Below are 13,273 nucleotides of genomic sequence, written 5' to 3' on the forward strand. Positions count from 1 at the left end.
CTGATAGGGGTTTCAAAGCTCTTTCAAAACAAAACGATATGAGTACTGCTTGGTTTTACCTGATTCTGGCAGGTATCTGCGAAATTGGATGGGCCTTCGGGCTAAAGTATAGCGAGGGTTTTACAAAGCCTGTGGTGAGCGTTGTGACGGTCATCGTCATGATCCTTAGCTTTGTGCTGTTGGCGCAGGCCATGAAGACGCTGCCGCTCGGTACGGCTTACGCCATCTGGACAGGTATAGGAGCGGCAGGCACAGCCATTCTGGGGATGTTTTTCCTGAACGAGCCCAAAGACCTGATGCGGATACTTTGCCTGTTGATGATCGTGGCGGGTGTAGTCGGGCTAAAATACTTTGCCGAGAGCAACTAACGGCTCATGCGGTACACGTCGGCCTGCTCCTTGGTGAACAGGTATAGCGTATTGTCGCTGATCAGGGTAGAGAGATAGTTTTTGTCGGCTGGGAGTGGGAGCACACGCTCCTGCAGTTTGTAGAGGTCAAAGAAATGCAGGGTGTTGTCTTTCACGAAGTATAACTCGTTCCCCTTGAAGGCGATGTAGGAAACACCCGTAAAAGGCAGTTTCTTTTTGTAATTGCCCAGGTTATCGAACACATACACACCGCCGTTGTAGTCGAGCAGGTATACCATGTTTTGGTACTCGCGGATAAAGCGCACATCGAAACGTGCCTTGTCCAGAATCAGATCAAGCGGAGTTTCAATGATAGGCTTCTGGTAGCGCAGGTCCAGTTTGCTGAGCGTGAAGTCTGACTCATTGAACAACCAGAAGCTATCGTCGGAGGTGAGGGTGGCTGCCTGCACATTGCCCATATAGCCCAAGTCTGTCAGGCGGGTGTTGGCAATAGGACGCATAAAGCGGTCGAGCAGCATCAGTTCCTGTCTGTCTTCATAAAACAGAAAGACCTTCATCGGATTCCAGGCTTCGACGGCTGTGATGCGGCCCCGGCTAGGAGGTGAGAAAGTATTGAAAGGCTTACCGGTTGAGTCAAGCATAAACAGGCTACGACCCGTGTCCATCAGGTATACGCTGCCGTTCCGGTCAATTGACACCGTGGCAGGAGAGGAAATAGGAAAACTATGGCTAAAGCTGAGCGTAACCGACAAGTCAGGTTGCTGCGCTGTGGCAGGTACAGCCAGGACTAGCAGCAGCAGGTATAAGGCTGCGCTCAGGTATAGCCTATTTTTCAAAATACTCCAGTTTAAGGTCCTTGCCGTCATATACGCCGTAAGAGCAAAAATTGACCCATTCTCCGAGGTTCACATACCTGCTGTCGCCGTTGATGGGCATATCGAGTGGCAGGTGGCGATGCCCAAACACGTAAAAATCGTGATGCTGCTTATTTTCGACTTCTTTGCAGTACTGCACCAGCCATTCTTCTTCACCAAAAAACTTTTCATCACCCTTGGTATTGCTGATGCGGCTCCTACGCGACCACATGTTAGCGATGCCTATACCTGCGTTAGGGTGCAGGCGGGCAAACATCCACTGACAGGCTTTGTTATTGAACACCTTCTTGAGCACTTTGTAAGTATGATCGCCTGGCCCAAGACCGTCACCATGCCCGATGTAGAATTTATGTCCACCTAAATTAGTTGAAATAGGCTCCCGGATGATGGGAATGTTGAGCTCTTCCGGAAAGTAGTCGAACATCCACATGTCATGGTTCCCCGTGAAAAAAAGCACCGGTATACCTGCATCGGTCAGTTCGGCTAGTTTGCCTTGTAGCCTGATGAAGCCTTTCGGTATGGCATGCCGATACTCGAACCAAAAGTCGAATATATCGCCTAACAACAGGATAGCCGCCGCGTCATGCTTGACGGAATCGAGCCAGCGTACGATCTTTTTCTCACGCGCACGACTCTGCTCGGCATTGGGCACACCCAGGTGAAAATCAGAGGCGAAGTATACTTTCTGGCCGGGAGCCAGTTCGTCAATGCGGAAGGTCATCTATCAGGAAAAGTACGAGCTGTTTTGGGCCGTGGGCGCCCATTACCAATGTTTTTTCGATATCGGCGGTGCGGCTCGGGCCACTTACCAGCGATACCATGGAGGGAAAGTTTTCCTTATACTTATCGCGCACCCGCTGCAAACCATCTTTGATGTCAGGCACCAGTTGGCTGGCCTTAGCCACGACCATGTGCGTTTCAGGGTATATGCTCAGGCGTCTTCCACCGGCATTACCTGAACTCACCAGAATGCTGCCTGTGCGAGTAATCAATGCCTCGCAGGTGGTCAGGCTGGCCTGGGCTTTTTGTATAAAATCCTCTTCGGAAGAAGTAAAATCTATACCTGCCTGGTAAAGGATGTTCTGTAGATTAGGCTCCCATACGTGCAGGTACTCAATCTGCTGTTCTCTTTTCAAATTGAAAAGCTGATCGAAGAAGTCCTCCTCGTCTTCGCAATACACAAAAAGGCCACTATTAGCGATGAAAGCCTGCGCAAAGGCAATTGAATGGTCTTCTGCCAGTGGCTGGTGCAGCGGTGAGCTGAAGTCTGGGGTAGGAGGCAGAAAAGGCGCCGACTTAGCCAGCGCCTCTCTTACTCTTCTCAATACAATTTCTTTCGATTTTGCTTCGTACATGCCTGTGTTATCAAGCTGTTCTGGAATTGATGTTGTCGTTCGGATCAGCAGAAGCATCGTTTTGGATCGGGGTTCCAGGCACACTTCCCTGTCCGTTCTGTTCAGGGTGCTCTGTCTGTCCTACTTCGATCGGATGCTGCTCCTGGTTCACTTCGCTCTTCGTTTTGCTGCGGTCCGTACCGGCAGTGTGTGCCTGGTAGGTAGTCAGCGCATCAAAAGGACGCTTACCAACCAAACGTTCCAAGTCGCTCTGGAACAGGATCTCTTTCTGCAATAGCTCCTGTGCTACTATTTCCAGTTCTCTTGCCTTATCCGTCAGCAGTTGCTTGGTGCGGATATAAGCTGACTCGATGATGTTGCGCACTTCGTTGTCAATTGTTTCGGCAGTTGCCTCAGAGTATGGTTTGTTGAAAGCCATATCTGTCTGCTTCGAATCGTAGAACGACACGTTGCCTATCTTCGAGTTCATGCCATACATCGTCACGATGCTGTAGGCCATCTTGGTGATACGCTCCAGGTCACTCAGGGCGCCTGTCGAGATCTTGCCAAATACCAGCTCTTCAGCGGCACGTCCACCCAGGGCCATGCACATCTCGTCGATCAACTGTTCAGTGGTATACAGGAACTGCTCTTTTGGCAAGTACTGTGCATATCCCAATGCGGCTACACCACGTGGAACAATACTCACTTTCACCAACGGATCGGCGTGCTCCAGGAACCAGCCTGCAATTGCGTGACCGGCTTCGTGGTAAGCAACAATCTTCTTCTCTTCAGGAGAGATGATTTTGTTCTTCTTCTCCAAACCACCGATCACGCGGTCGATGGCATCGTTGAAGTCTGCCTGGTCAACTGCTTTTTTGTTGCGACGGGCGGCAATCAAAGCAGCCTCGTTACACACGTTGGCAATTTCGGCACCGGCAAAACCAGGTGTCTGGGCTGCCAGCTTACGGGCATCTACATCAGCAGACAGGGTAAGCGGCTTCAAGTGTACATCAAAGATCTCGGTACGGCCGTTGATATCCGGCTTGTCAATGCTGATCTGACGGTCAAAACGTCCCGGACGAAGCAGGGCCGAGTCCAGAGTGTCTGGGCGGTTGGTCGCTGCCAGGATAATTACACCTGAGTCAGTCGCAAAACCATCCATCTCAACCAGCAGGGAGTTCAGCGTATTCTCACGTTCGTCGTTGCCACCTGGTGTAGCGCCACGGCTACGGTGACGGCCAATGGCGTCAATCTCGTCAATGAAGATGATACATGGTGCTTTGGCTTTGGCCTGCTTGAACAGGTCACGCACACGGGCTGCACCCACACCTACGAACATTTCCACAAAGTCAGAACCTGACAGCGAGAAGAACGGCACGTCGGCTTCACCAGCCACCGCCTTCGCAAGCAATGTTTTACCTGTACCAGGAGGGCCTACCAATAGGGCACCTTTCGGGATCTTACCACCCAGGATCGTGAATTTGCTTGGATTCTTAAGGAACTCCACGATCTCTTGAATCTCTTCTTTCGCCTCTTCCAGGCCTGCCACGTCCTTAAACGTGATCTTTACCTTGTTTTCAGCGTCAAACAGCGCGGCTTTGGACTTGCCGATGTTGAAGATCTGACCACCTGCGCCACCCGCTGTTACACGGCGCATCAGGAACCAGAAACCGAACAGCAACAGGATCAGGAAGCCCCATTGGAAGAAGAAGTCGGCAAAGCCGGTACGTGTCTCAATGGTATAAGGCACACGGTTCTCGCGCGGGATGTTAGCCTGCAGCTTTTCGTAATCTTCCTTGAAAGACTCTGCTGTGATGATAGTGAAGTGGTAATGCGGACCCTGGTCCATGCTGCCCAAAGTGCCACGACTGGACAGCTCACGGCTGTACTTTTCGTTCTGCAGGGCATCTTCCTTCAGGTATACCTCTACGACTTTGCCGTTCACGATGGTCAGTTTATTCACATCGTTGCTCAGCAGCATCTCCTCAAAGTTCTGCTGGGTGGTTTCTACAGAGGCGTTGCTCTTGTTGAGCCAGGTGAGTCCGAAAATAAGCAGGATTAGTACCGCCAGCATCCACAGCTGCATTGTAGGCCGTGGAGGGGTTGGAGGTATCATCGGCTTCTTCTTCTTATTGTTATTTCCTTTATTATTCTTTTCAGCCATGAATATGTTGTTTCAGGATACATGAAATACAGAGAGCTGCCCGGTTTTGTTTTAGGGAGCCCCTGCTAAGCTTAGGCATCTTCAATACGGCGGATGCCTGCGTCGCCCCACAGCTCTTCTAAAGCGTAAAACTCACGTTTGTCTTTCAGAAATACATGCACTACCACGTCCACGTAATCAAGCAGGACCCACTCTTTGTTGGTGCGTCCCTCACTTTGCCACGGGTTCTGGCGTGTTGCTTTGTATATTTCTTCTTCGATAGACGATGCAATAGCGTCCAGCTGTGTGTCTGATGAAGCAGATGCGATTACAAAGTAATCAGATACGGCATTTTTGAGTGACTTCAGGTTAAGAACGACGATATCGCTCGCTTTCTTTTCCTGCATGCCTTTTACTACAAGCTCTGCCAATATGTCTGAATTGGCCTCAGCCTTGGTTTCTTTCATTTGTACTACTTAAATTTGATTTACAAAAGTACTAAATTCTGTTTAATCTATGTTGCCTAATACGCTGTTTATGGGCCAGCAGCTGTTTTTTCTGCCGGTTTGTAAATCCACCAACTCAGAGGCCCAGCAGCTACTCCTCAAAAATGAAGCCACAGAGGGTTGTGTGGTGCTTACTGACGAGCAGACGCATGGTCGCGGTCAGCGGGGCAATACCTGGGAGGCAGCTCCCGGTAAAAATATCACACTTTCTGTAATTCTGTCACCTGTTTTTCTGGCTGTCAGGCACCAGTTTTACCTCAATATGGCGGTATCGCTGGCAGTGCTTGACCTGTTGCGCGAACAGGGACTGGGGCATGCCCGTGTCAAGTGGCCCAACGACCTTTATTTTGAGGACAGGAAGCTTGGCGGGATTCTGATTGAAAATACAGTTACTAGTCAATCCATACAACACAGTATTGTCGGGATTGGTTTAAACGTAAATCAGCTTCATTTCGGAATCGGCACGGCCACTTCGCTGGCAGCCGAGGTAGGTACGCAACTTGATGTGAAAAGATTGGTGAACAGGCTGCTCGAGCTGCTCGAAAAACGATACCTGGAGCTTCGTAGTGGCAGAACAGACAAGTTGAAGTATGAGTACTTGCAGGCTTTGTACCGCTACCAGGAAGAGCATGGCTATGTGGTTGGAGCTGAGCAGGTGCAGGGGAGGATCATGGGTGTGGATGAAGATGGTCGTCTGGCCTTGCAGATTGAAGGCGAACTGCGTTACTTCGGTTTCAAAGAAGTCTCTTTCATTATTTGATGCTGAGTTTTTTGGCGGCTGCGATCTGCTGCGGATCAGGAGTAGTGGGCGAGAGGGGCATCTTGAGCGAAACGTTCATGGTGCTGGCGCCATAGCCTGAACTTAGTTTTGGCGCTTGTATGTGATGGTCAGCTAGTTTGACCGGGAAGTCGGTCAGCAGTTGCCAAGTGTTTCCGCTCTGAACGAGTGTGCCTGTGATGGTTCTTTTCTTTGCAACACCATGGATGGTCAGAGTGCCTGTAGCAGTTACTTTCGCTTCCCCCTTGGCTGAAATGGGGCCTTTGTCTATAATTCTTCCTACAAATGTAGCCTTCTGGTAGCGACTGCTCTGCATGTACTTGTCATTGAAGCGCTCCTGCATGAGGGAGTTGAGAAACCTGAAAGAGGTGATGGGAACGTCAAATCTGAATTTGCCTGTCTCAAGATCAATCAGGCCATTGGCGGACTCAGATGTGCCCTTGATCAGGCTAAGTGGTGCACCAGCCTCAAACACGATAGTGCCGATGCCTTTATAGGTCCCTGTCTGGGCTTGTGTCTGTGGGATCATCCCATACAGGATGCATACAAATAGGAGTAGCTTTTTCATACATGTCTTGTCCTCTCTTCGGTTAAGCTTTCCTTATATTTATTTAACTAATCTGAGCAGAGATGGTTGAGCTCATTCACTAAAAATAGTGGTCCATTTCTTAATGTTTTTTCTGTTCAATCTTCCATATATCTCACCGACTTTATTTTTTAAATCAGTGCCATTAGGTGTAGTCGTTCAACCAGATCCAAGGCGCACGTAGCGTCTTCACAAACTATTTTTGTTAAAAATATAGGGCTAGTTAATACCATACTGGGTATGGGGATTAGTCCAAAATATTGTTTGTTTTTAATGTAACGGGGTGGTGGTTGCTGAGTTGCACATTTTATAGCTATATCCATATTGTTCAATCGATTTCCTTTTATCGTTATAAATTCAATTTGGGTTTGTAGGGTTGGTTTTTAGACGTCACTTATCAAGTGATGCCTTATTGAAGGTGGTTGATTAATATAGTATAATTGTAATATCGTCATCGGGGTTTGTAATGGAGCAGGAAGATGTTTATTGTTCAATTCAGGTTATCATAACATAAGGCACTTGGAAGCTAATTGGCAGGATGTGATGCAACCCTTAGCCCTGATGTAGAGTCATGGTTGTGCAAAGAGTATGGTAAGGCATGGTTCTTGATATTGAATGTGCAGAGCCAAAACAGAAAAAAACGGAGGTATAGCTTTTTCTATAGTATGCTGTATTTTTAATTAGATTTTTTCTATTTACTATATTTTGGTATATCTTTGACATCCTGCCAGCTAGTGGCCAGGACCTTTAGAAAAGCGAGGTGTGATATATGAGAACTTTTACAAAAATGATAATAATGGCTGTTTTTGCGGTAACGCATTTAGCAGCATACAGTGTAATGGCCGACGGACGCTTGAAGGAGGCTGGTGTATTGCCCGTGAATACCGGGGGTGCCTCAGCCTGGAAAGCCATACCTGAGAAGAAAGCCGAGGCGAATGTGCGTGCTGAGAATGCCAGGACTGCTTCGTGGGTTAAGAACTATACTGCAAACAAGAATAGGGGTTTATACCTGACTGAAACGGCTTATGCTGGTTCTTCACAGTTTGTGATCAGCTCTTACATGGCTTTTATGCCAGCGCCAGAGCGTCAGACTCCTTCAATCAATGCCTACCCGAACCCTTCGCGTGGCATCACCCGTGTGTCGCTGTCGCAGGTAGGTATGGCTGAAAACTACAAACTGAAGATTTCGAATACGATCGGTAAAGTGATGGAAACGCACGAGCTGCCGGTAACGCACTCCAATGTGTTCATTCTCGATATGACAGGATACCCGGCCGGAGTGTATTTTTACAGCCTGCTCGTGAACGATAAGACGGTGGAAACGAAGCGTTTGATCCTCCAGAAATAAAAGGGAGCTATACCCGTTATAATAGCAAAAGCCAGTTGAGAGACTGGCTTTTTTTTATTGCTGACTTGCCAAAGGTGCGCAGGCACCAATTTATTTAGTATTTTCGACGCTGAATATTTTAGAATTGCTATGACGGATTATCGCAAGATAAACAACCTCGTAGGCTGGCTCGTGTTTTTGATCGCGACGGCCGTTTATGTATTGACGCTGGAACCTACCGCCAGTTTCTGGGATGCGGGCGAATTCATCGCCTGTTCTTACAAGCTCTTAGTGCCGCACCCTCCGGGGGCACCTTTCTACCTGCTGGTAGGCCGCATCTTCTCCATGTTTGCCAGCGACCCAACCCAAGTGGCCTGGTGGGTTAACCTGCTATCCGCTCTGAGTAGCTCATTCACAGTTCTGTTCCTGTTCTGGTCCATCACCATCCTGTCACGCCGGTTGCTGGTGAAGCAGGAGGGAGTAGCGCCTACCAAAGGCCAGACGGTGCTGATCATGGGTGCTGGCGCCGTTGGTGCACTCGCCTATACTTTCACCGATTCAGCCTGGTTCTCAGCAGTTGAGGCAGAGGTATACGCCATGTCGTCATTCTTCACGGCCATTGTGTTCTGGGCTATGTTGCGTTGGGAATCCAAGGTAGGTGAGTCGCTGTCAGACAAGTGGCTGATCCTGATTGCCTACCTGATAGGTCTCTCGATTGGTGCCCACTTGCTAAACCTGGTAGCTATACCTGCGTTGGCCTTCATCTATTATTTCCGTCTGTACAGACCAACCTGGAAGGGTGGCGTGATCGCTTTCCTGATCAGTGCTGTGATTGTGATCGCAATTTTGTGGGGTATCATACCTGGTTTGCCGTCACTTGCCGGCAATGTCGAGGTGTTCTTCGTAAATTCACTGGGCCTGCCTTTCGGTTCAGGCATCATTTTCTTTGTGATCCTGCTAGTAGCAGCCATCATCTATGGTATACGCTACTCTATTAAGCATAATATTCGGGTGCTGAACACAGCCATTCTGTGCTTCACTTTCATCCTGATCGGCTACTCTTCTTACATGATGATTCCGATCCGCTCTTCTTATAACCCAACCATTGACGAAAACGACCCGCAGGATATCCTGAGCTTTGTGTCATACCTGAAGCGTGAGCAGTACGGTGACCGTCCACTGCTTTACGGGCCGCAGTACAATGCGCAGCCGGTTTCACAGGAAGAGGGAGCACCACGTTACGTGAAGGGTAAGGATAAATATGTGGTAACCGGCCGCAAACTGGAGACTGTATATGACAGCAAAGACAAGACACTCCTGCCGCGTATCTACAGTGACAATCCGCAGCACCTGCAGGAGTATAAGAAGTGGGTAGACCTCCGGGAGGGGCAGGCGCCAACATTTGGTCAGAACCTGAGCTTCCTGCTACGCTACCAGTTGGGCCACATGTACTGGCGCTATTTCCTATGGAACTTCGTAGGGCGTGAAAGTGATGTGCAGCAGGCCGGTGTACTATGGTTCGGCAAACCAACTGATGGCGTGCCTGACCGGGTAGCCAATAGCAAGGCGCGTAACACCTTCTATTTGCTGCCACTTGTTTTCGGTATCATCGGTTTGATATTCCAGATACGCAAGAATGAGCGCGATGCCTTTATCGTAGGCTTGCTCTTCTTCTTTACAGGTATAGCCATTGCCCTATACCTGAATCAGCCGCCAATAGAGCCGCGTGAGCGTGACTATACCTTTGCTGGTTCGTTCTACGCCTTCTCGATCTGGATCGGTTTGGGTGTGCTGGGTATAGCCGAGCTGCTAAACCGCGGCCTGCGCAATGTGACGACCAGTGGAGCCATTGCCACCGTCATCGGCCTGGCAGTGCCAGGTATACTGGCCGCTGAAGGCTGGGACGACCATGACCGCTCCAACCGCTACCACTCTGTGGACTCTGCTAAAAACCTGCTGGATTCAGTGGCGCCTAACGGCATCCTGTTTACTAACGGTGACAACGATACCTTCCCGCTGTGGTATGCACAGGAAGTGGAAGGTTACCGTACCGATGTGCGGGTAGCCGTACTGAGCTACCTGAACACCGACTGGTACATCGACCAGATGAAGCGCCAGGCTTACGAGTCGGATCCGTGGCCGCTGTCGCTTGAGAACGAAAACTACCGCCAGGGTACGAATGACTACCTACCTTATGTAGAGCGGCAGCAGGTAGCGGCAGGTATAGACCTGAAGCAGTTTGTGAGCCTGATCCGCCAGAACCACCCGGCACTGCAGGTGCAGGCAGGTAGCGGCAGTACGCTTCTGAGCTTCCCTACCAAAAACTTCTTCCTGAATGTTGATACCGATAAGGTTGCACAGGCAGGTTTTGTGGCAGACGATTACCAGGATCAGATCTCGGACCGGATGCAGTGGACCATCAACAAGTCACTGCTTGAGAAGAAGCACATGATCATACTGGATCTGCTGGCCACAAACGAGTGGAACCGCCCTGTGTACTTCTCCACTACGGTGAACAGCGCTGACTTTATGGGACTTTCCGAATACTTCCAGTTGGAGGGTCTCGCTTATCGTGTGGTGCCTGTGAAAGTGAGCAGCGAGGATATGCCGGGCTTCCTGAACAAGGAGTTGATGTACAAGAATATGATGAACTTCAAATTCCGCAACTTCAACGATCCGAGCATCTTCTATGACGAGAACTACTTCCGCTTCGCAGCCAATGCCCGCGATAAGTTCGGTAAGCTGGCCGCGGAGTATCTGATGAGCGGTGACAATGCCCGTGCCAAAGAGATTGTGGACTACTGCTTTGAGCAGCTGCCGCCAAGCACGATCCCTTACGACTACTATACGCCGCAGTTTGTCTCTATCATGGCCGATCTGGGCGAAGAGGAGCGTGCAAGAAGTCTGTGGGAGGACATGGCCAAAAATTCACGTGAGTCAGTGGATTACTATCTGGAAAAAGGTGCTCTGTTCGACATGGAGATACAAACGAACCTGTTTATCATGCAGCAGCTTATAGGCGAGGCGCAGGCCATCGGCGAAGAGCAGAAGGCAAAAGAACTGCAGGATGTGTTTGTGCAATATTTGCAACGCATGCGCCGTTAAACAAAATAGAGAGTTAAACAGTACAAAAGCCGAACCCGTTTCTGTGTTCGGCTTTTGCTATTTTCGGGTGCCTGCTTTATCTTCAAGCTAATGAAACAGATAAGTCTTCTTACCTGCCTGTCAGTCCTGCTGCTCCTCTCTTCTTGCGGCAGCTCCGACATTGCCTATGCGCCAATGTACCGTGATACCGCACCTGTTGCTCCCAGAGCTGAGCAGCCCGAGGTGGTACTGCAGCACGGCTACTACAGCACTCCCGATAGTTTGCACCTGATCCTTCGGTTTGATGAGCTTCGGCAGCTGCTCGACCTGACACAGGCAGCTGACCGCGTGGACTTCACCATCCGCTCAGGCAGTACCGAACGGGACATGCTCCTGCTGCGCGACACCGTGCAGGTGCTGCCGCAGTACAAGGTGTTGTCGAACGGAACACTGGAGGTGCCGGTTACCATACCTGCCCGTTATGTGGCGGCAGGCAATACGATGCAGGTGCGGCTCTGGATGAAGCTGGCCGGGCAGGAGCGCCTCGGTATATCTCACCGACTGGCACTGCGACCCGACATGCTGCGAAAAGACTTTATGCTGCTGCACGTGCGCACAAACGCTCCGGTATTGCGAGGTTTTGCTACTGCTTCGGACAGCCTATACCTGTGGCAGCACAGCGATACCAGCGGTACGGCCACGTTCACGGTACAACAAACAAACTACACGCTGCAGCCTGCCCTGCCTCCGATGTCGACGCGGGCAGAGAGCTTACCTGAAGTGCCTCAGGTGACGGGAGGTGCGAAGCCATTGGCTGTGTTGGATACCTTTCAATTAGAACAGGAAGGGCTATACCTGTTGCGCACTGCGTCAGGTGCTACACAGGGGCTAGTGGTGCAGGGAGGTACTTACCCGCTGGTCACCCGGGTGCAGGACATGATCACCCCGCTGATTTACCTGACCACATCAACTGAGCGGGAAGCGCTTTACAGCGCCCAGGATCAGAAAGCCGCCGTGGATGGCTTCTGGTTGAAAATAGCCAAAGACAAGAAACTGGCCCGTGAACTGATCCGGGCCTACTATACCCGCGTCGAGACAGCCAACAAGCTCTATACCTCCTTTAAGCCTGGTTGGGCAACTGACCGTGGTATGATCTACATCATTTATGGCAAGCCTCATAACGTGAGCACCAGCCCCGATGCAGAAACCTGGATCTACCGTGAATCAGAGGCGACACCATACGTCAAGTTCGTATTTACGAAAAAAGAGAATAACTTTACCGAAAATCACTTTGAGCTGGTACGGAATCGTGAATACGAGGAGAACTGGTACAGCACTGTAGCAAGATGGAGAGCAGGAATAATAAATTTGTAGGTGGCAACCGCTATAGCGGCCCCAGAACTCCGAAGGAGGATAAAATGGAAATGATCTTTGGTCTCAGACCTATCATCGAGGCCATGCTGGCTGGAAAGGTGCTGGAGAAGATCTTTGTACAGAAGGGCGCCCGCAATGCCAATGTGGATGAACTGCTTGACCTGGCCAAGAAGCAAGACATACCTGTCGCCAGCGTACCGATTGAGAAGCTAAACAACCTGACCCGCAAAAATCACCAGGGAGCAGTTGCCTTAATCTCTGCGATCACCTACATGCCGCTGGATGAGATCGTGACCTCGCTTTTCGAGAAAGGAAAGAGCCCGCTGCTGCTTATACTTGACCGTATCACAGACGTGCGTAACTTCGGGTCTATTGCCCGTAACGCGGAATGTATGGGAGTAGATGCGATCGTTATACCTAGCAGGGGAGGCGCCCAGATCAATGCCGATGCGATCAAAACCTCGGCCGGAGCCCTGCACCTGGTGCCTGTCTGCCGTGAGCAGAATCTGAAGAATACGATCGATTATCTGAAAAACTACGGGGTGCAGATTGTAGCCTGCACAGAAAAGACCGAGCATAACCTGAACGATAATACAGTTGACTTTGTAGGCCCGACCGCCATTATCATGGGCAGCGAGGAAGACGGTATATCGCCGGAATACCTCAAGCGTGCTGATGCCAAGCTGCGCATTCCATTACTAGGGCAGATCGGATCGCTGAACGTATCTGTGGCAACAGGCATTATTCTGTACGAAGCCATGAGCCAGCGCCTGCGCGATACAGGCTACTCTAACCTGAATACCTTTGAGCCGAGATAAGGTGTCTTAGCAGAAGTCAATAAAGAAGGGGAACGCTATTGCAGCGTTCCCCTTTTTGTTACTATATCCATACCTGA

At 50.1% G+C, this 13,273-nt stretch carries 12 protein-coding genes; 6 read left to right on the forward strand and 6 right to left on the reverse strand.

Translation table 11 applies throughout. The annotated features are described in order from the left end of the window. Positions 1-38: 38 nt before the first annotated feature. A complete protein-coding gene (locus tag I0P70_RS00265; RefSeq protein WP_196114253.1) occupies positions 39-368 on the forward strand; it encodes a multidrug efflux SMR transporter in 330 nt (109 codons plus the stop codon). Here I0P70_RS00265 and I0P70_RS00270 read toward each other — a convergent pair. The 5 genes from I0P70_RS00270 to rsfS all read right to left on the reverse strand — a co-directional run bounded on the left by I0P70_RS00270 (position 365) and on the right by rsfS (position 5,190). Continuing rightward, positions 365-1,204, reverse strand: coding sequence for a hypothetical protein (locus I0P70_RS00270; protein WP_196114254.1), 840 nt, complete (start codon positions 1,202-1,204; stop codon positions 365-367). The genes I0P70_RS00265 and I0P70_RS00270 overlap by 4 nt on opposite strands. After that, on the reverse strand, positions 1,194-1,964 hold the full coding sequence (locus tag I0P70_RS00275; RefSeq protein WP_196114255.1) for a UDP-2,3-diacylglucosamine diphosphatase: 771 nt from the start codon (positions 1,962-1,964) through the stop codon (positions 1,194-1,196). The genes I0P70_RS00270 and I0P70_RS00275 overlap by 11 nt, the downstream gene beginning before the upstream one ends. Next, positions 1,948-2,655, reverse strand: coding sequence for an LUD domain-containing protein (locus I0P70_RS00280; RefSeq protein ID WP_230391905.1), 708 nt, complete (start codon positions 2,653-2,655; stop codon positions 1,948-1,950). The genes I0P70_RS00275 and I0P70_RS00280 overlap by 17 nt, the downstream gene beginning before the upstream one ends. Continuing rightward, positions 2,609-4,744 carry an ATP-dependent zinc metalloprotease FtsH gene (ftsH, locus tag I0P70_RS00285; protein WP_196114256.1) on the reverse strand — a complete coding sequence of 712 codons (2,136 nt, stop codon included), beginning with the start codon at positions 4,742-4,744 and terminating at the stop codon, positions 2,609-2,611. Before ftsH ends, I0P70_RS00280 begins: the two co-directional genes overlap by 47 nt. Before the next feature lie 71 nt (positions 4,745-4,815). Beyond that, the gene (gene rsfS / locus I0P70_RS00290) at positions 4,816-5,190 is read right to left on the reverse strand and encodes a ribosome silencing factor (RefSeq protein ID WP_076420729.1); all 375 of its coding nucleotides are present in this window, start codon (positions 5,188-5,190) and stop codon (positions 4,816-4,818) included. Between the two features lie 49 nt (positions 5,191-5,239). Here rsfS and I0P70_RS00295 point away from each other — a divergent pair, with 49 nt between their 5' ends. Next, on the forward strand, positions 5,240-5,989 hold the full coding sequence (locus I0P70_RS00295) for a biotin--[acetyl-CoA-carboxylase] ligase (protein ID WP_196114257.1): 750 nt from the start codon (positions 5,240-5,242) through the stop codon (positions 5,987-5,989). On the opposite strand, the gene I0P70_RS00300 is transcribed toward I0P70_RS00295, so the two are convergent. Then, positions 5,982-6,575 carry a YceI family protein gene (locus I0P70_RS00300; RefSeq protein ID WP_196114258.1) on the reverse strand — a complete coding sequence of 198 codons (594 nt, stop codon included), beginning with the start codon at positions 6,573-6,575 and terminating at the stop codon, positions 5,982-5,984. The two genes, I0P70_RS00295 and I0P70_RS00300, sit on opposite strands and share 8 nt — an antisense overlap. 787 nt (positions 6,576-7,362) lie before the next feature. On the opposite strand from I0P70_RS00300, the gene I0P70_RS00305 reads away from it, so the two are divergent. The 4 genes from I0P70_RS00305 to rlmB all read left to right on the forward strand — a co-directional run bounded on the left by I0P70_RS00305 (position 7,363) and on the right by rlmB (position 13,196). Continuing rightward, on the forward strand, positions 7,363-7,941 hold the full coding sequence (locus tag I0P70_RS00305) for a T9SS type A sorting domain-containing protein (protein WP_196114259.1): 579 nt from the start codon (positions 7,363-7,365) through the stop codon (positions 7,939-7,941). Positions 7,942-8,070: 129 nt separating this feature from the next. Next, positions 8,071-11,025, forward strand: a complete 2,955-nt coding sequence (locus I0P70_RS00310; protein WP_196114260.1) for a DUF2723 domain-containing protein — start codon at positions 8,071-8,073, stop codon at positions 11,023-11,025. A gap of 90 nt (positions 11,026-11,115) precedes the next feature. Beyond that, positions 11,116-12,378: a GWxTD domain-containing protein gene (locus I0P70_RS00315; protein ID WP_230391906.1), complete on the forward strand. Its 1,263-nt coding sequence runs from the start codon at positions 11,116-11,118 to the stop codon at positions 12,376-12,378. Beyond that, positions 12,351-13,196 (forward strand): 23S rRNA (guanosine(2251)-2'-O)-methyltransferase RlmB, encoded by an 846-nt coding sequence (rlmB, locus tag I0P70_RS00320; protein ID WP_196114261.1) that lies wholly within the window; start codon positions 12,351-12,353, stop codon positions 13,194-13,196. The genes I0P70_RS00315 and rlmB overlap by 28 nt, the downstream gene beginning before the upstream one ends. The last annotated feature ends 77 nt before the right edge of the window (positions 13,197-13,273 follow it).

It is taken from the genome of Pontibacter sp. FD36 (assembly GCF_015686655.1).
Lineage (GTDB): Bacteria > Bacteroidota > Bacteroidia > Cytophagales > Hymenobacteraceae > Pontibacter.

Excerpts from the sequence above, each read along its gene's own strand:
- I0P70_RS00265 (WP_196114253.1), top strand. The coding sequence starts at position 39 with ATGAGTACTGCTTGGTTTTACCTGATTCTGGCAGGTATCTGCGAAATT.
- I0P70_RS00275 (WP_196114255.1), bottom strand. The coding sequence starts at position 1,964 with ATGACCTTCCGCATTGACGAACTGGCTCCCGGCCAGAAAGTATACTTC.
- I0P70_RS00280 (WP_230391905.1), bottom strand. The coding sequence starts at position 2,655 with ATGCTTCTGCTGATCCGAACGACAACATCAATTCCAGAACAGCTTGAT.
- ftsH (WP_196114256.1), bottom strand. The coding sequence starts at position 4,744 with ATGGCTGAAAAGAATAATAAAGGAAATAACAATAAGAAGAAGAAGCCG.
- rsfS (WP_076420729.1), bottom strand. The coding sequence starts at position 5,190 with ATGAAAGAAACCAAGGCTGAGGCCAATTCAGACATATTGGCAGAGCTT.
- I0P70_RS00295 (WP_196114257.1), top strand. The coding sequence starts at position 5,240 with ATGTTGCCTAATACGCTGTTTATGGGCCAGCAGCTGTTTTTTCTGCCG.
- I0P70_RS00300 (WP_196114258.1), bottom strand. The coding sequence starts at position 6,575 with ATGAAAAAGCTACTCCTATTTGTATGCATCCTGTATGGGATGATCCCA.
- I0P70_RS00305 (WP_196114259.1), top strand. The coding sequence starts at position 7,363 with ATGAGAACTTTTACAAAAATGATAATAATGGCTGTTTTTGCGGTAACG.
- I0P70_RS00310 (WP_196114260.1), top strand. The coding sequence starts at position 8,071 with ATGACGGATTATCGCAAGATAAACAACCTCGTAGGCTGGCTCGTGTTT.
- I0P70_RS00315 (WP_230391906.1), top strand. The coding sequence starts at position 11,116 with ATGAAACAGATAAGTCTTCTTACCTGCCTGTCAGTCCTGCTGCTCCTC.
- rlmB (WP_196114261.1), top strand. The coding sequence starts at position 12,351 with ATGGAGAGCAGGAATAATAAATTTGTAGGTGGCAACCGCTATAGCGGC.